13 protein-coding genes and 2 pseudogenes are annotated in these 17363 nt (G+C 71.6%); 9 read left to right on the top strand and 6 right to left on the bottom strand.

The genetic code is table 11. The features are described 5' to 3' along the window. Window positions 1-42: 42 nt before the first annotated feature. From ABD976_RS10550 to ABD976_RS10530, 5 genes are read left to right on the top strand one after another with little or no spacing between them, the layout of a single operon-like run. Entirely contained in the window at window positions 43-1365 is a 1323-nt protein-coding gene (locus tag ABD976_RS10550; RefSeq protein ID WP_345361090.1) for a flavin-containing monooxygenase, read from the top strand. Beyond that, entirely contained in the window at window positions 1365-1787 is a 423-nt protein-coding gene (locus ABD976_RS10545) for a RidA family protein (RefSeq protein WP_345361088.1), read from the top strand. The genes ABD976_RS10550 and ABD976_RS10545 overlap by 1 nt, the downstream gene beginning before the upstream one ends. Further along, window positions 1784-2452 (top strand): DUF1028 domain-containing protein, encoded by a 669-nt coding sequence (locus ABD976_RS10540; RefSeq protein WP_345361086.1) that lies wholly within the window; start codon window positions 1784-1786, stop codon window positions 2450-2452. Before ABD976_RS10545 ends, ABD976_RS10540 begins: the two co-directional genes overlap by 4 nt. Before the next feature lie 9 nt (window positions 2453-2461). Further along, on the top strand, window positions 2462-3613 hold the full coding sequence (locus tag ABD976_RS10535; protein ID WP_345361084.1) for a M20 family metallopeptidase: 1152 nt from the start codon (window positions 2462-2464) through the stop codon (window positions 3611-3613). Continuing rightward, the gene (locus ABD976_RS10530; RefSeq protein ID WP_345361082.1) at window positions 3610-5037 is read left to right on the top strand and encodes an aspartate ammonia-lyase; all 1428 of its coding nucleotides are present in this window, start codon (window positions 3610-3612) and stop codon (window positions 5035-5037) included. Before ABD976_RS10535 ends, ABD976_RS10530 begins: the two co-directional genes overlap by 4 nt. Before the next feature lie 111 nt (window positions 5038-5148). On the opposite strand, the gene ABD976_RS10525 is transcribed toward ABD976_RS10530, so the two are convergent. Together ABD976_RS10525 and ABD976_RS10520 are read right to left on the bottom strand one after the other, a co-directional pair. After that, window positions 5149-6666 (bottom strand): SulP family inorganic anion transporter, encoded by a 1518-nt coding sequence (locus tag ABD976_RS10525; RefSeq protein WP_345361080.1) that lies wholly within the window; start codon window positions 6664-6666, stop codon window positions 5149-5151. A gap of 345 nt (window positions 6667-7011) precedes the next feature. Beyond that, a complete protein-coding gene (locus ABD976_RS10520) occupies window positions 7012-7392 on the bottom strand; it encodes a MerR family transcriptional regulator (RefSeq protein WP_345361077.1) in 381 nt (126 codons plus the stop codon). Window positions 7393-7960: 568 nt separating this feature from the next. Here ABD976_RS10520 and ABD976_RS10515 point away from each other — a divergent pair. Then, window positions 7961-10192: a glycoside hydrolase family 3 protein gene (locus tag ABD976_RS10515; protein WP_345361074.1), complete on the top strand. Its 2232-nt coding sequence runs from the start codon at window positions 7961-7963 to the stop codon at window positions 10190-10192. A 186-nt stretch (window positions 10193-10378) separates the two neighbouring features. Here the strand turns inward: ABD976_RS10515 and ABD976_RS10510 are convergent, their stop codons facing one another. After that, complete coding sequence (locus tag ABD976_RS10510) at window positions 10379-10690, bottom strand: monooxygenase (protein ID WP_345361071.1); 312 nt, start codon at window positions 10688-10690, stop codon at window positions 10379-10381. 403 nt (window positions 10691-11093) lie between these two features. Between ABD976_RS10510 and ABD976_RS10505 the strand changes: the two genes are divergently transcribed. Next, window positions 11094-12443: a DUF2252 domain-containing protein gene (locus tag ABD976_RS10505; RefSeq protein WP_345361068.1), complete on the top strand. Its 1350-nt coding sequence runs from the start codon at window positions 11094-11096 to the stop codon at window positions 12441-12443. Between the two features lie 53 nt (window positions 12444-12496). On the opposite strand, the pseudogene ABD976_RS10500 reads toward ABD976_RS10505, so the two are convergent. After that, window positions 12497-13063 (bottom strand): annotated as a pseudogene (locus tag ABD976_RS10500) (LysR substrate-binding domain-containing protein); the annotation flags it as partial. 20 nt (window positions 13064-13083) lie between these two features. Between ABD976_RS10500 and ABD976_RS29605 the strand changes: the two are divergent. Together ABD976_RS29605 and ABD976_RS10490 are read left to right on the top strand one after the other, a co-directional pair. Beyond that, a pseudogene (locus ABD976_RS29605) lies at window positions 13084-14123 on the top strand (TauD/TfdA family dioxygenase). Beyond that, window positions 14120-14758, top strand: coding sequence for an HD domain-containing protein (locus ABD976_RS10490; RefSeq protein ID WP_345361062.1), 639 nt, complete (start codon window positions 14120-14122; stop codon window positions 14756-14758). The pseudogene ABD976_RS29605 and the gene ABD976_RS10490 overlap by 4 nt, the downstream one beginning before the upstream one ends. 124 nt (window positions 14759-14882) lie before the next feature. Here ABD976_RS10490 and ABD976_RS10485 read toward each other — a convergent pair whose 3' ends face one another. Together ABD976_RS10485 and ABD976_RS10480 are read right to left on the bottom strand one after the other, a co-directional pair. Next, on the bottom strand, window positions 14883-16286 hold the full coding sequence (locus ABD976_RS10485; RefSeq protein ID WP_345361059.1) for a hypothetical protein: 1404 nt from the start codon (window positions 16284-16286) through the stop codon (window positions 14883-14885). After that, a complete protein-coding gene (locus ABD976_RS10480) occupies window positions 16283-17092 on the bottom strand; it encodes an alpha/beta fold hydrolase (protein ID WP_345361056.1) in 810 nt (269 codons plus the stop codon). The genes ABD976_RS10485 and ABD976_RS10480 overlap by 4 nt, the downstream gene beginning before the upstream one ends. Window positions 17093-17363 lie beyond the last annotated feature (271 nt).

The following is a 17363-nucleotide window of genomic DNA, read 5'->3' as shown; positions in this document are numbered from 1 at the left end:
GCTCATCGGGAGAACGTCGTGACTCCTGGAACGGAGGTTGAGATGTCGCACCACGAGACCGAGGTTCTCGTCGTCGGCGCGGGGCAGGCCGGGGTGGCCATGAGCGAACACCTCGGCGCGCGCGGGATCGGGCATCTGGTGCTGGAGCGCGATCGCATCGCCGAACGCTGGCGCACCGGGCGCTGGGACTCCCTCGTCGCGAACGGCCCGGCGTGGCACGATCGCTTCCCGGGACTGCTGTTCGCCGATGTCGATCCTGATGGTTTCGCGTCGAAGGACCAGGTGGCGGACTACTTCGTCGAGTACGCCGACAAGATCGGCGCACCGATCCGCTGCGGCGTGGACGTCCAGCGCGTGCGGAAGAACGTCGGGCGCCCCGGCTTCCACGTGCGGACCTCGGAGGGGACGATCGAGGCGCGCCACGTCGTGGCGGCGACCGGACCGTTCCAGAAGCCGGTCATCCCCCCGGTGGTCCCCGAGGACGCGGACGTGGTCCAGCTCCACTCCAGCTCCTACCGCAACCCGGAGCAGCTCCCCGACGGCGCCGTGCTCGTCGTCGGGGCGGGCTCGTCGGGCGTCCAGATCGCGGACGAGCTGCGGCGGTCCGGCCGGAAGGTCCACCTGTCGGTCGGTCCGCACGACCGGCCCCCGCGGCGGTACCGCGGGCGCGACTTCTGCTGGTGGCTCGGCGTGCTCAACAAGTGGGAAGCGGCGGCGCCGCCGCGGGGCGCCGAGCACGTCACGATCGCGGTCAGCGGCGCGCACGGTGGCCGGACCGTCGACTTCCGGGCGCTGGCGGCGGAGGGCATCACCCTCGTCGGGATGACCCGCGCGTACGAGGACGGCCGGTTGCGCTTCGCGCCGGACCTGCGCGAGAACATCGCGGGCGGCGACGCCAACTACCTGGCGATGCTCGACGAGGCCGACGACTACGTCGCGCGCAACGGGCTCGACCTGCCCGAGGAGCCGGAGGCCCGCACCTTCGGGCCGGACCCGGACTGCGTGGTCGACCCGCTCGTCGAACTGGACCTCGCCGGCGCCGGGATCACCTCGATCGTCTGGGCGACCGGCTTCGCCTCCGACTACAGCTGGTTGCAGGTCGACGCCTTCGACGACCACGGGAAACCCCGGCACGCCCGGGGTGTGTCCGCCGAGCCCGGGATCTACTTCCTCGGCCTGCCCTGGCAGTCGCGACGCGGATCGAGCTTCATCTGGGGGGTGTGGCACGACGCCGCGTACGTCGCCGAGCACATCGCGATCCAGCGCGGCTACCTCGCCTACCACGACGGCGGTGGAGCGCACGACCCGCGCCGGTCCGCCGCCGACCAGCACGCCGAATCCATCACCACCACCGGAGCAGCCTGATGCCGACCCACACCCGCATCCGCCCGTTCAACACCCGCGATACCTATCCCGAGCAGAACCTCGACAACGACCTGTGCCAAGCCGTGGTCGCGGGCAACACCGTCTACGTCCGGGGCCAGATCGGTCAGGACCTCGACACCAGCGAGTCGGTCGGGATCGGTGACGTCGGGGCCCAGGCCGAGCAGGCGATGGCGAACATCGACCTGCTGCTGCGCGAGGCGGGCAGCCGGATGGAGCACTTGGTCAAGCTGACCATCTACCTGGTCGACCCGCGCTACCGCGAGGCGGTCTACCGCACCGTCGGGCGCTGGACCCGGGGTGTGCACCCGATCTCCACTGGGGTCGTGGTGTCCGCGCTGGCGCGCCCGGAGTGGTTGTGCGAGATCGACGCCATCGCCGTGATCCCGGAGGGCGACCAGTGACCTTCTCCATCGCAGCCCGCCAGGACGGGCGCTTCGGCATGGCCGTGAGCTCGTCGAGCCCGGCGGTGGCGGCCCGGTGCGTGCACCTGAGGCCGGGGGTGGGCGCGGCCGCGTCGCAGAACGTGACCGATCCGCGGCTGGGCGGACGCTTGCTCGACCGGCTGGCGGCCCACGGCGATGCCGACCGGGCCCTGGCGGAGGTGGGCGAGGGCGCCACCGATCTGGACTACCGGCAGCTGACCGCGGTCGGGGCGACCGGCCCGGCCGCCTGGTTCAGCGGGCAGCGCACCCTCGGTACCCACGGTGGCGCGGTCGGTCCGCACTCGGTGGCGGCGGGGAACATGCTCGTCACCAGCGACCTGCCGTCGATCATGGTCGAGGTGTTCGAGTCGGCGACGGGCGAGCTGGAGGAGCGGTTGCTCGCCGCGCTGCGCGCCGCGCTCGACGCGGGCGGTGAGGAGGGCCCGGTCCATTCGGCCGGCGTGGCCGTCGTCGCCCCCGACGTCGAGTGGCGGGTGACCGACCTGCGGGTCGACTGGTCCGAGGCACCGATCGACCAGCTGACCGAAGCGGTGCGGGTGTGGCTCCCGCAGCGCGACGACTACGTCCGCCGCGGGCTGCGGCCCGCGACCGCGCCGTCGTACGGCGTTCCCGGCGACCTGTAGGAGGAACCCATGTCGAGCACGGTGACCCGCGAGAAGGCCGCGGTCCGCACCGCGGTGGACCGGGCGGCCGAGGAGCTGGTCGCGCTGTCGGCGGCGCTGCACGCCCGGCCGGAGACGGCCTGGGAGGAGCACCACGCCGCCGCGGCGGTCCCGGAGCTGCTCGAGCGTCGCGGGTTCACCGTGACCTCGGCCTACCTGGGGTTGGAGACGGCGTTCCTGGCCCGGTACGGCTCGGGGCCGCTGCGGATCGCGTTGTGCGCCGAGTACGACGCGCTGCCGGGGCTCGGGCACGCCTGCGGGCACAACCTGATCGCCGCGTCGTCGGTGGGTGCCGCGCTCGGGTTGGCCGAGGTGGCCGACGATCTCGGGCTGACCGTCGAGGTGTACGGCACCCCGGCGGAGGAGGGCGGCGGCGGCAAGATCGAGATGCTGGACCGGGGCGCGTTCCGCGACGTCGATCTCGCGATGATGGTCCATCCGGCGCCGGTCGACGTCGCCGAGGCGCGGCCGTTCGCGGTCAGCCACTCCCGGATCTCCTACCGGGGCCGGTCGGCGCACGCGGCGGCCTATCCCGAGGACGGGGTGAACGCGGCGGACGCGTTCACCGTCGCGCAGGTCGCCATCGGGTTGCTGCGCCAGCAACTCCCGTCGGGTTCGCGGGTGCACGGGGTCGTCACCGCCGCGGGGTCGGCGCCCAACGCGATCCCGGAGGATTCGTCGGGGCGGTGGTACGTGCGTGCGGAGAGCCTGGCCGAGCTGGCCGAGATCGAGCCGAGGGTGCTGCGGTGCTTCGAGGCGGGGGCCCTGGCCACCGGGTGCGTGCTGGAGGTGGAGGCGGAGAGCAAGCCCTACGCCGAGTTCCGCACCGATGCCCGCACGCTGGAGCACTACCGGGCCAACGCCGTGGAGCTGGGCCGCGAGTTCGCCTCGGGGGACCTGGCGGGCCGGATGAACCGGGCGTCGACCGACATGGGCAACGTGTCGCAGGTCGTGCCGGCCATCCACCCCTACATCGGGATCGGGTCGCTGCCTGCCACCAACCACCAGCGCGCCTTCGCCGCGCACTGCGTCGGTGCGGAGGCCGAACGGGCCCTGCTCGACGGAGCGATCGCGCTGGCCTGGACCGGGGTGGACCGGGCCCGGGACGGGGCGAGGTCGTGACTCCCGCGGCGGGCGGCACCGCCCGCGGGCGGACCGAGCAGGACATGCTCGGCACCGTCACCGTGCCCGAGCACGCCTACTACGGCGTGCACACCGCCCGCGCGCTGACCAACTTCCCGATCAGCGGTGAGACCCTGGCGGCCCGGCCGCACCTGATCGACGCCCTGGCCGCGGTCAAGCAGGCCGCGGCGTCGGCGAACGTGGCGGTGGCGGCGCTGCCGGAGCACATCGGCTCGGCGATCGTCGCGGCCTGCGAGGAGATCCGCGGCGGGGGCCTGCACGACCAGTTCGTCGTCGACCTGGTCCAGGGCGGGGCGGGCACCTCGACGAACATGAACGCCAACGAGGTGATCGCCAATCGCGCCCTGGAGGTCCTGGGCCTGCCGCGCGGCGACTACGCCGCGGTGCACCCGCTCGACCACGTCAACCTCGGGCAGAGCACCAACGACGTCTACCCGACGGCGGTCAAACTCGCCCTCGACGCCCACCTCCGGGAGTTGCTGGGCGCGCTGGCCCGGCTCCGGGAGGCGTTCGAGGGCAAGGCCGCCGAGTTCGCCGACGTCCTCAAGGTGGGGCGGACGCAGCTGCAGGACGCGGTGCCGATGACGCTCGGCCAGGAGTTCGGCGCGTTCGGGGTGACGCTCGGCGAGGACGAGGACCGGCTGTCCGAGGCGCGGCTGCTGCTGCACGAGCTCAACCTCGGCGGAACGGCCATCGGCACCGGCCTCAACGCCCGCCCCGGCTACCGGGAAGCCGTGGTCGCGCGGCTGCGCGACATCACCGGGATCAGCACGCTCGTCTCGGCCCCCGACCTCGTCGAGGCCACGCAGGACGTCGGGGTGTTCGTCCAGCTCTCCGGCGTCCTCAAGCGCACGGCGGTCAAGGTCTCGAAGATCTGCAACGACCTCCGGCTGCTGTCGTCCGGTCCGCAGGGCGGGTTCGCCGAGATCGAGCTGCCCGCCCGCCAGGCGGGGTCGTCGATCATGCCCGGGAAGGTGAACCCGGTCATCCCGGAGGCGATCAACCAGATCGCCTTCGACATCATCGGCAACGACGTGACGGTGACCCTCGCGGCGGAGGGCGGCCAGTTGCAGCTCAACGCGTTCGAGCCGATCATCGCGCGCGCTCTCGGCTCCGGGCTCGGGAACCTCACCGCCGGGCTGCGGGTGCTCGCCGAGCACTGCGTGGCGGGCATCCGCGCCCGCCGGGACCACCTCGCCGCGGTCGTCGCGGGTTCGACCGGCCTGGTGACCGCGCTGAGCCCGGCGCTCGGCTACGAGACGGCGTGCTCGATCGCGGTGGAGGCGCACCGGGACGGCCGTCCCGCGCTCGATCTGGTGCGGGAGCGGACCACCCTCACCGAGGAGCAGCTCGCCGCGCTGCTCGCCCCGGACGTCCTCACCGGTCGCCGCACCGCCACCTGACCCCCGGGCGTTCCCACCCGAAGCCGGACGGGCCCGCCCGGCGGCGGCCCCCCTCTCGGGCGACGCGGGCGCGGGTCCACCGCTGTTCCGGTGGACCCGCGCCGCCTGCCGTCAGTGGCTGCCGACGAGTTCGCCGGTGAGCTTGCCGTGCATGGCGGCGCTGTGCTCGTTGAGCCCGACGATCTCGACGGACTTGCCCTTGGCCTCGTACTTGGTGGTGATGGCGTCGAGGGTGGCCACGGTGGAGGCGTCCCAGATGTGGGCGTCGGTGAGGTCGATGACGACCTTGTCCGGGTCTGCGGTGTAGTCGAACCGGTACACCAGGTCGTTGCTGGAGGCGAAGAACAGCTCGCCGGTGACGTGGTAGACGACCTGGCCGCCGTCGGGGTCGGTGATCGCCGTGACGTCGGCGAGGTGGGCGACGCGGCGGGCGAAGATCACCATCGCGGTGATGGTGCCGACGACCACGCCGATGGCGAGGTTGTCCGTGGCCACGACGATGGCCACGGTCACGACCATCACGAGGATCTCACCGGTGGGCATCCGCTTGAGGGTGGTGGGGGCGATGCTGTGCCAGTCGAAGGTGCCGAAGGCGACGAGCACCATCACCGCCACGAGCGCGGCCATCGGGATCTGCGAGACCAGCGGCCCGAACGCGATGCACAGGACCATGAGGAACACCCCGGCCAGGAACGTGGACAGGCGGGTGCGCGCCCCGGAGGTCTTCACGTTGATCATGGTCTGGCCGATCATCGCGCAGCCGCCCATGCCGCCGAAGAAGCCGGTGACGATGTTGGCGATGCCCTGGCCGATGGACTCGCGGGTCTTGTTCGAGCGGGTGTCGGTGATGTCGTCGACGAGCTTGGCCGTCATCAGCGATTCCATCAGCCCGACCAGGGCGAAGGCCAGCGCGTAGGGGGCGATCAGCCCCAGGGTGTCCAGGGTGAACGGGACGTCGGGCACCCCGGGCACGGGCAGCGAGGAGGGCAGGCTGCCCTTGTCGCCCACGGTGGGCACGGCGATGCCGGCCGCGATGGTCAGCGAGGTCAGCGCCACGATCGACACCAGGGGTGCCGGGATCACCTTGGTGAGTTTCGGGAACAGCACCATGATCACGAGCCCGGCGGCGAACAGCGGGTAGACCTGCCACGGCACGTCGATCAGCTCGGGGACCTGGGCCATGAAGATCATGATGGCCAGGGCGTTGACGAAGCCGACCATGACGCTGCGCGGGACGAACCGCATCAGCCGGGCCACCCCGAGCGAACCGAGGAGGACCTGGAAGACGCCGCCCAGGATCACCGCCGCGACGAGGTGGCCCAACCCGTGCTCCCGGGCCAAGGGGGCGACGACCAGCGCCATGGCGCCGGTCGCGGCGGAGATCATGGCGCTGCGCCCGCCGACCACGGAGATGACGACCGCCATCGTGAACGAGGCGAACAGGCCGACGCTGGGGTCGACACCGGCGATGATCGAGAACGAGATGGCCTCGGGGATCAACGCCAGGGCGACGACGAGCCCGCCGAGGATCTCGGTGCGGGCGACCTTGGGGCTGAGCCAGGACGGCCTACCCGGCCGCAGGCGTGCGAGGGGCGGGGACGAAGGATTCGACACGGAACAACCTGACATGCTCGGGCGCCGCATCGCGGCGCGAAAGGACCACCGCGGCGGCGCGGCGGAACGCGGTGGGAATTGGGGCGCTGAAGTCGTCTGCGGAGGAGCCGTCGGCGGTGACGGCGCGGCGGGCGGTCAGATCACCGCGGCCTGCTCGGCGGACATGGACGCTCCTCGGCTCGTGATCGGAGTCGGGGACGTCGGTGACCCCGGGCTCGGTCGCGGTATCGGTGGCCGCGATGGCCCGCAACTCTCCCCTCACGTTAAATGAGGGGGTGGGAGGCGTGGAGGGGGCGGGGAGCAAATGAGTGCCGGATCACGTCCACCCGCGGACGCCGGGGGCAGGCCGCCGGGTGCGGTTCAGCGGCCCGCGTCGAGGTGGCTGCGGATCGTGGCGGCGAATTCCTCGGCGATGCGCAGTCTCGCGCGCAGGTCTTCGCAGGCGTTCTCGGCGGTGGCGCTGAACTCCGCCAGGCGCGCCTCGGGGTCCTCGATCGCGGGGCTGTCGGGCGTGGGGTCGAGGATGGCCAGCAGGTCCCGCATCTCCTCGAGCTGGAAGCCCAGCGGTTTCATGCGCTTGATCAGCTGGAGCCGGTCGATGTCGGGTTCGGTGTAGAGGCGGAAGCCGCCCTGGCTGCGGGCGCTGGGCACGACGAGTCCGACCTCGTCGTAGTAGCGGATCGTGCGCAGGGACAGCCCCGTGCGTTCGGCCACCTCACCGATCTGCATCCGCTCGCCCACACTGCTCCCTTCCCGCATCCGTTCCGGCTCGGCCCGGTCGACCGGTCGCCGGGCATCTGCACGACACTACCGCCGCCCGAGGTCGGCCGTCGCCCGCGCCTCCGGTCCTGGTGGGCGTCGCTCCGGGGGAGGGTGCCGACTGGAGCCGGGGGCGGGGGCGCGAGCGCCGGAACTGCGATCGCGACGCCGGTGCGGGTGTCGAGCACGAGTGCGGCGAGCGATCGTCCTCGTGCCGGAAGCCCCTTGCCGCGGAACCGGTGATCATAGCCAGGGGCGCACGGCCATGGCACGTGGTTGTCATCAATTGCCGCACGCGGCCCGTTCGCCGCCGCGCAGCAGTGCCGCGCCGTGACAACAAACGGCAACGCGTTGCCCCGCGGGCAGCCGCGCGAGAACCATGTGACTCCGGTCAACGGCGCGTGATGCCGCCGGTTGCGGGAGGTGATGTCCGCCCGGCCGCAAGATGAACATCCAATTCGGACAAGGGAGTCAGGAATTGAGACGTCACCGCACCTATCCTCCTGGGTCGGCGGTCGCCGCTCTCGCGGCGGTTCTCGCGGTTCCGGCCATGCTGCCGGGTGGGGCGCTCGCGTCGTCGCCGGACGCGTCCGAGCGAGCAGGTCACGACGTTCCCGAGGTCGAAGCCCGGGCCAAGCCCATCATCGAGCGCGGCGACCAGCGCTTCCGCGATCTCAACGCCAACGGCGGCGTGGACCCGTACGAGAACTGGCACCTGCCCCCGCAGGTGCGCGCCCAGGACCTCCTCCACCGGATGACCTTGGCGGAGAAGGCCGGGCTGATGCTGATCGACACGCTGAACGCCGGTTGCGGCGGCGCGGTCGACACCGGCTTGGCCGACGACTACCAGCACACCCAGCACATGCACCGGTTCGTCTTCCGCAACGAGGTGGTGCGGGAGGGGCGGCAGCGGTGCGACCCCGGCGAGGGCGCCACCCTCTCGCCGGAGCAAGCGGCGACCCACATGAACACCATCCAGGAACGCAGCGAGTCCACCCGGCTCGGCATCCCGGTGCTGTACAAGTCCAACGCGCGCAACCACATCGACGCCGATGCCCGGGAGGGCATCAACGAGTCGAGCGGTGCTTTCACCGCCTTCCCCAAGGAGGCGGGCCTCGCCGCGGCGGCGCTGGGCCGCCGAGCCGCCGCGGGCGAGCGACCGACGACCGGTGACCTGTCCGCGGTCGAGGACTTCGCCGAGGTGATGGCCGCCGAGTGGGAGGCGATCGGGCTGCGCGGCATGTACGGCTACATGGCCGACCTGTCGACCGAGCCACGGTGGTACCGCACCCATGAGACGTTCACCGAGGATCCCGAACTGGCCGCCCAGATCATGACCACCCTGGTGGGGACGCTGCAAGGCCAGGCCGACCGGCACGGCGTGTCGCTGTCGCCCGACAGCGCCGTCGCGCTGACCATGAAGCACTTCCCGGGCGGCGGGCCGCAGGAGCTGGGGCTGGATCCCCACTACGCGTTCGGCAAGACCCAGGTCTACCCGGGTGGTGCGTTCGGCGCGCATCTCCGGCCCTTCGAGGCGGCCATCGAGGCCGGGGTGTCCTCGATCATGCCGTACTACGGCGTCCCGGTGGACGTCACCCACGAGGGCGTCGACTACGACCAGATCGGTTTCGCCTTCAGCGAGCAGACGATCGACGGGTTGCTGCGGGAGCAGCTCGGCTTCCAGGGCTACGTCAACTCCGACACCGGCATCATCAACGACCGGGCGTGGGGTCTCGAAGAGGCCTCCGTGGCCGAACGGATCGCTGCGGCGATCAACTCCGGGACCGACACCCTGTCCGGGTTCGACGAGGTCGGCGTGATCACCGGCCTGGTCGCGGACGGCCTGGTCACCGAGGAGCGGATCGACGAGGCGGCCCACCGGCTGCTGCTGCCGCTGTTCCGGCTGGGCCTGTTCGAGGACCCCTACGTGGACGCCTCCGCCGCCAACGGCATCGTCGGCAACCCCGAGCACCAGGAGACCGCCCGGCAGTTGCAGCGCGAGTCCGCGGTGCTGCTGCAGCACCGGCCCGCCGCCGACGGGCGGTCGGCCCTCCCGCTGCCGGAGGGTTCGACGGTCTACGTGCTGGGCGGCATCGACCCTGTCGTCGTGGAGAGCTACGGCTACGAGGTCATCAACGGCAACGCCGCCGATCGACCCAGCGCCGCGGGCGCCGACCACGTGCTCATCGACATGACGGCGCACGCCGCGAACACCTCGGACTACCGCAGCGACGACCCGGCCACCGGGCTCGACCCCGAGCACATCAACCCGATCGAACTGGAGGGGGTGCGCGGCCTGGACGGGCAGAGCCCCTACGGCGCCGCGGACGCCTGCAACGCCTACGGCGCGCAGGAATGCACCGATGATCGCCTGCGCTTCGGCGGCCCCTACCCGTGGGAGTCCGGCATCCTGGACTTCTCCGGCATGGCCGAGGCCGGGTCGTGGCAGGTCACCCCGCCGCTGGACGTGGTGCAGCAGGTGATGCGGGAGGTCGGCGACCCCGGCAAGGTGGTGCTCAACGTCTACTTCCGCCAGCCGTACGTGCTCGACCAGGCCAGCGGGCTGCGGAACGCGGGCGCCGTCCTGGCCACCTTCGGCACCTCCGACGAAGCCCTGATGGACGTGCTCAGCGGCGCGTCCGCACCCACCGGCCGGATGCCGTTCGCGCTCGCCGGCACCCGTCGCGCCGTGCTCGAGCAGCACAGCGACACCCCGGGCTACGCCGAGACCACCGACGGCGCGCTCTTCCCGTTCGGGCACGGCCTGACCTACGCGCCCTGATCCACGCCGAACGGCCCCGCGTCCTGCCTTCGCAGGTCACGGGGCCGTTTCGGCTGGAGAACGCCGCCCGCACGAGCTGCCGCAGTGCTTCCAGCGCTCGTTCGTCCTGCCGGGAGCGGACCGGCTCGAACAGGGGCGGGAAGGCGCGTTCGGGACTGCGGACCGCGGCGGCGGCCTGGGCCGGGTCTACGCGCGGGGGAGGGGAGCGTGGTTGATCGCGGACAGGGCTTCGTTGACCTCGAAGATCTTCGCGGTGACGCCGGTGATGCCGAAGCCGCTCAGCCGCTCGGTGTGCTTGTGCAGGTAGCGCTGCGCGGTCTCGTGGGATTCGAACAGGTAGATCCCGCCGGCTTCGCCCGCGTCCGCGTTCTCCGTCCAGATCTTCCAGCGGAAGCCGGGTTCGTCGTTGATGCTGGCGGCGAGTTCCGCGAACGCTTCGGCCATCGCCGATCCGAACGGACCGCGGGTGGGGAAGTCCATCTGCAGCAGGTACGGCATCGTGGTGGCTCCTCGTCGGCCGTTGGAGTCGAGGGCTGGCGGGACTGCCGCGCATGCTAGCCCCGTGGTGCGGCCCGTCCGCTGGCGGACCTCGCGCGGACGCGGACACCTTTCGGCTTCGTTGACCCGTTCCACGTGGTCCTGCCCGGCGGCGACAGTCTCCGGCGAGTCCTGCGTCACCTGCCGGCCGTCCGACGAAGCCGACGTCGCGGACCGCTCCGCCACCCGGGTCGCGTTCCGAGCCGGTGGCCGACCTCGTCGACCGACGGCCGCCCGGCCGTGGTGCCCCGAAGGGGGTACGGTCGCGTTACCGTTCCGGCCGCACGCGTGGTGCCGAACGACAGACGATCGCGCGCCGACCTCGAGACCGTCGGCGGTCGAACCGATCGGGAAAGGCCAGGTCATGTCCGAGCTCGCGCAACGTCTCGGCGTCGCCGACCAGGACCGGCGGCGAGGGTTCATCGTCGACACGCTGGTGGAGGCCTTCTCGGACCTCATGCAGGCGGCGCCGGTGGCGTTCCGCACCAAGTTCCGCAAGATGGCCGCCTCGCCTTGGGCGTTCTACCGGGGCAGCGCGTGCCTGTTCTACGCCGACGTGGCGCGCCTCGAAGACCCGTGGGCCGATGACCGCACCCGTCGGGTGTGGATCCAGGGCGACCTGCATGCCGAGAACTTCGGGACGTACATGAACGGCGAAGGCGTGCTCGTGTTCGACGTCAACGATTTCGACGAGGCCTACCTCGGTCACTTCACCTGGGACCTGCAGCGCTTCGCCGCCAGCGTCGCCCTGCTGGGCTGGCGCAAGGCACTGCCGGACACCGACATCGAAGATCTCGTCCGGACCGCCGCCCGCGCCTACCTCGACCAGGTCGGCGAGTTCGTGCGCGGCGAGCGCGACTCCGCGTTCTCCCTGCGGCTGAACACCACGGACGGCGCCATCCACGAGGTCCTGCAGCGGGCCCGCCTGCGGTCCCGCGGCAGCATGCTCGACGGCATGACCGAAACCGAAGGCTACAGCCGCAAGTTCCGGGAAGGGCCCGAGGTGCGCCGCCTGGAAGCGCCCGAATACCAGCGGGTCCTGGCCGCCTTCCGCCGGTACCTCACCACGATCCCGCAGGACAAGAAGATGCGCGAGGTGGCCTACGAGGTCAAGGACCTGGTGGGGCGCAGCGGTTTCGGGATCGGCAGCGCGGGCCTCCCGGCCTACAGCGTGCTCATCGAAGGTGAGAACGAGGCGCTGGAGAACGACATCGTGGTGTCGATGAAGCAAGGCAACGTCGCGGCACCTTCCCGGGTCGTTCCGGACGGGAACATCCGCACCCACTTCCGCCACCACGGGCAGCGCACCGTGCTGTCCCAACGCGCGCTGCAGGCACACGCCGACCCGATGCTGGGCTACACCGAGATCGACGGTGTCGGCTACGTCGTCGACGAGGTCTCGCCCTACGAATCCGATCTGGCCTGGGAGGAGCTGACCGAACCGGCCGAGATCGCGCCCGTCCTGGACTACCTCGGCCGCGCCATCGCCAAGATCCACTGCGTGTCCGACTCCGACTCCGACCAGGCGCTGGTGCCCTTCCAGACGGAGGAGGCCATCGCGGCCGTCGTCGACGGGTACGGGGAGGAGTTCACCCGGTGGTTGTGCGACTTCGCGCTCGACTACGCCGACGTGGTCCGCGATGACCACCGCCTGTTCGTCGACGCCTTTCGCAGCGGCGAGATCCCCGGTGTCACCTCCACCGCCAAGACCTGACCGGGAGCACTACCGGCAAGGCCGTCGCACCGTTGCCGCGGAACGGTTTCGCGTCAGCGGCCGGTTTCCGCGAGGAGTGCGTCCTGGTGCTCGATCCCGGCGAGCCAGCGGAGGAAGCGGCGCGCTGTCGGTGACGGGGGCGGTGCGTCGAGGGAACGCACGAGGTAGTGGGCTTGCCGCATGGGCCAGGCCGCGTCGAGGGCGAGGCTGACCCGACCGGTCGCGACGGCGGTGCGGGCGAACCGTTCGGGGATGATCGCGCAGGCCGGGCCGGCGGCGGCGAGTTCGAGTGCGCTGATGCTGGTGTCGACGGTGGTGGCGCTACCGGGTGACGGTGTCCCGGTGGGCAGGAGGCGTTGCCAGACGTCGTCGAAGCCGAGGATCTGGATTCTGGGCCGGTTCGCGAGGTCATCGGTGGAGCGGACGGGACCGTAGCGGTGGAGGTGCTCGGGGCCGTGGACGATCACCGCGTCGTCGTGGTGCAGGAGTTCACTGTGGACACCGGTCCAGTGCCCGCGTCCTTGGTGGATGTCGACGTCGACCTCGCCGGGGGTGAGCGCTTCGGACCAGACGGCGCAGATCAGGCGCACGTCGATGTCCGGGTGGGCGTGCAGGAAGCCGGGGAGTCGCGGAGCGCCGGGTGTTCCAGTCCAGCGAGCGAAAGCTGTTCACCGCGTCGATCCCGGACGGGATCGCACCGGCGGAGGCATCGTTCGACCCGGAACACGGGTTGGACGTGCGGTGGAACGATGGGCGGCGCGCTCGGTACTCGTCGCAGTGGTTGCGCCGCCACGACTACTCCACCGAGCCGAAGGCCCCGCGTCGGCACCGCGTGACGCTCTGGAGCGCGGCGGGCGCTGAGGTCCCGCGCATTCCGCACCACGAGGTGGTGGGGACGGTCAGCGGGGAGCTGGCTTACCTCGATGCCGTGCGGGAGCACGGTGCGGCCGTGGTGACCGGCGTTCCCTCGGTCGAGGGCGAGGTCGAGCGGTTCGCCGAGGCGGTCGGCCACGTCCGCGAAGTCGCCTTCGAGCGCGTGCACAACGTCCGGCACGACCCCGCCGGTTACAACGTGGCCCACACGCCCGGCGAGCTCGAGCCGCACACGGATCTGCCCAGCTACAACTGGCCACCGTCGATCCAGTTGCTGCACTTCCTGGCCAATCGGACCACGGGCGGGGAGTCGACCCTCGTGGACGGCTGGGCCGCCCTCGCGGAACTGCGCCGGAACGCGCCCGAGCACTTCGACGTGCTGTGCCGGGTCCCGTGCCGTACCAGCTGTTCAGCGAGGACGAGGACACCTGGGCCGAGAACCCCATGGTCCAGCTCGACACCGACGGGGAGGTCAAGGTCTTCCGGTTCTCCAACCAGCTCGCGCAACCGTTGTCCGTCCCGTTCGACCAGGTGGAGGCCTTCTACGAGGCGTACCGGCAGTTGGGCAGGATCATCGACTCCGGGCGCTACCGGGCGACGTTCAAGTCCGAGGACGGCGACCTGCTCACCGTGCACTCGCACCGAGTGCTGCACGGCCGGTTGCCGTACGACCCGTCCAGCGGCGTCCGCCACCTGCAGGACGTCTACATGGAGTTCGACGACTTCCTCGCGCGGCGCCGCGTGCTGCGCGGAGAGCACAAGCCGCTGGCAGCGCAGCAGCCCACCCACATCGAGGAGAACGCATGAGCACGAACCTCGAACGGCCCGGCGGGCCCGACGGCGCGCAGCAGCCTTCGGTGGGTTTCACCGCGATGGCCGACGGGACCGCCGAGGACTACCGGCTCCTCGGTCGCTACGAGGACGCCGAGCTCGCGCGGTTCCCCGACCGCGTCCTGAGCTGGTTGCGGGACATGGACGACCACGGCGGTTACCAGATCACCCGCCTGCAGCACTGCCTGCAGGCCGCCACCCGCGCTTACCGCGCCGGTGAGGACGAGGAGATGGTCGTATGCGTGCTGGTGCATGACATCGGCGACATGCTCGGCCCGGCCAACCATTCCGAAGTCGCCGCGGCGGTCCTGCGGCCCTACGTGTCCGAACGCAACTACTGGGTCGTCAAGCACCACGGGGTGTTCCAAGGCGCGTACTGGTTCCACCACGTCGGCGCCGACCCGCACGCCCGCGAGCGCTGGGCCGGCCACCCCTGGTACCAGGACTGCGTGGACTTCTGCGCCCACTACGACCAGAACTCGTTCGACCCGAACTACCCCACGGAAACGCTGGAGTTCTTCGAACCCATGCTCCGCCGCGTGTTCGCACCCGAGCGCGTCAAAGCACCGGACCTGCAAGACCCCGACGGCTCAACGCCTGCGGAATCCTGACGCGGACGCGGTTTCCCGGTGATCTGGTCGGCGCGGGGCAGCCTCGGGGGCCCAGGAGCCCGCTGCCGTCAGCGCCGCACTCGCGGAATCAGCGGCACGGCCTCGGCCGGTCGGTCCCGTGCCGCTACGCGCTGTCTTCGACCAGGTAGGTCACGGCCGGATCGGGCGAGTGCTGCAGGCGCCGCCGGACCCACTCCCACGGTGCGGGGTGGGGAACAGGCGCCGCCGGGCCCCGGGCGGCGAGCTGCGCGTGGAATCGGACGTTGCTGGCGAAGTCCTGCGGGTACACCTCGCGGTCGACTCCGCAGTAGTCACCTCGATGGCGGGCCAGGCGCAGGACCTCGTCCCAGTCCTCGATGTTCGCCAGGCCTGCCGAGCAGGTGCCGTGCGAGAAGAGCCCGAGGTCGATCTCGTCGTAGTCCGGGCCGTCGGCCAGGTGGTCGAGGAGCGTGTCGCGCGCTGAGCGGGTGCCGAACGTCGTCCAGTACGGGACCCGCCCTTGCCGCAGCGGCAGGTGCACGTCGAGCAGGGCGAAGCATCCGACGAGCAACCGGTCCGGGGGGATGCCGTGCTCGGCGTACCAGTCCCGGTAGATCCTCGCGACCGGTGCGCTGAGGGTATCGGGGTGCTCGAACCGCAGCCGTTCGAGCCGCCATCCCTCCTGTTCGCACAGCCGGGCGAGATCGGGCAGGAGCGCGGGATCGAAGCCCCATTCGGCCTCGGGGCTGGAGGTGTCGGGGGGCGGTGCGTCCCAGCGGGAGTACGGTGAGCCCTGCTCGGCCAGGAAGCGCGCGACGCGGGGACCGCCCTCGGCGTACTCCTCGGCGGTGAGCCCGCCGACGGCCCCGTGCTGGAACACCTGCCGCTCCCCGGTGGTCGTCGTGGGCCAGCGCTGACCGCAGTCGGCGACGAGCACGGTGCCGCCCGGCTGCAGCCGGGCGCGGAGGAAGTCGGCATACGCGGCGGGAAGCCGCCGGTACTTCAGCCGGAAGTACGCCATCCGCCGGATCATCAGCCGGTCCTGGTTGGCATCGTGCATGTGGTGCAGGCCGACGGTCGGGTTGGCGGTGAGGATGGCGGCGCGGGCGGCCGCGAGGCCGTCCACCGCGGCTCTGGGCTCGTCCGGGTGCAGCCCGCGGTGCCGGACCGGCACCAGCACGGTCTGCGGCAACCACGGCACGCCGGCGAGCGCGGCGAGGTGGGTGCTCGCACCCGAGGTAGAACCGATCATCACCGCGGGACCTCGGCGGCGCGGGTAGTGCCCGGTGACCCAGCCGGCCACGTCCTCCATGTCGACATGGCGCAGCCGGTCCTGGCCGACAGCTTCGAGCTGACCGGACCACGCGTACGCCCGTTCGCGCAAGGCGGAGGGGAGCCGGTTCACCCAGGGCAGGAGGCCAGGTCCCGCCAGCCGCGCGGTCGGCCCGAGCCCCAAGGCGGGGCTGCTGCCCCCGTGCAGGTGGCGGGAGAGCACGCGCAGCATCGCCGACGCGGAATCGAAGGCGGCGACGGCCTGCCGCGGCCTCACCCCTGCGCCGGCGCGTCCCATGCCCGCGAGATGAGGTCGTGAATCGGCGTGCACCACGCCGTCGGGTGACTCCAGACGAACGTGTGCGGTCCGGGCACGGCCTCGAACCTCCCTTCCGGGGCGAGATCGGCCAGCGACCGCGCCCACGACTCGGTCGAAACCTCGTCGTGCTCGCCGCGCAGGACGAGCACCGGGCAACGCACCGCCCCGATCACGTCCTCGAGGTGATCGCGCAGGTGCACCGACACGAGGTTGCGCAGCTGGCGCGCGCCCGCACGGACCCACTCGGGGGTGTGCTGCTGCTGCAACCCGGGCAGAGGGTAGCGCGAGTCCCGGCGCCACTGCAGGATCAGGCGTGGCCACGACCGGACCGCCGGATCCACCGTCGGGCTCGCCAGCACCAGTGCGCGCACCCGACGCGGACGCGCCACGGCGACTCGGGCGACGACCTGGGTGCTGCTCGAATGCCCGACCAGCACGACCGGCGGCAGGTCCGCGGCATCCAACCAGGCGGTCACGGCGGCGGCGTAGCCCGGTACGTCGAGCAGCTCCGTCGCGGGCCCGCTACCGGCGAGCCCCGGCAGGTCCACCAAGTGCGTCCGGGCACGGTCGCTCAGCGCGGTGAGTGCGGGCAGCAGGTACTCCGACACCGCCATCCCCTGGACCGCGACCACGTGCGGCGCCTCGTCGCCGGCGGGACCCAGCGTCCGGCTGCGCATACGGCCCTGGGGCGTGTCGGTGAACCGCACCAGGTAGCTGTCCGGTTGCGGAGCGCTCCGCGGTGCGGAGCGGTCACGGGTACTCATCCGTCCCCACCTTCGGTTGCCGGGTTGCGACACGGCGCCCGCCTCCGGTCGTCCGAGATCGCTCGAAAGCGATAACCACAGTGCGACTGCGGAGTACCCGGCAACGGCCGCGGGCAGTCCACCGACCCTTGTGACGCCAACACGCGCCACGGCGAGCAGCAACATCCCGCCTTGGCTCCACGAGGTGCTGCGTACGGGGTGCGAGAACGGCCGGGCGGAAGCTCGTCAGGGGACGCAACCCGACGTGGACGGTCTCCGCTGCCCCAGCGGG

It is taken from the genome of Saccharopolyspora cebuensis (genome assembly GCF_039542665.1).
In the GTDB taxonomy this organism is placed as follows: Bacteria; Actinomycetota; Actinomycetes; order Mycobacteriales; family Pseudonocardiaceae; genus Saccharopolyspora; species Saccharopolyspora cebuensis.
Note: the sequence above shows the minus strand (reverse complement) of the source record. Positions and strands in the feature narration are given on the sequence as shown.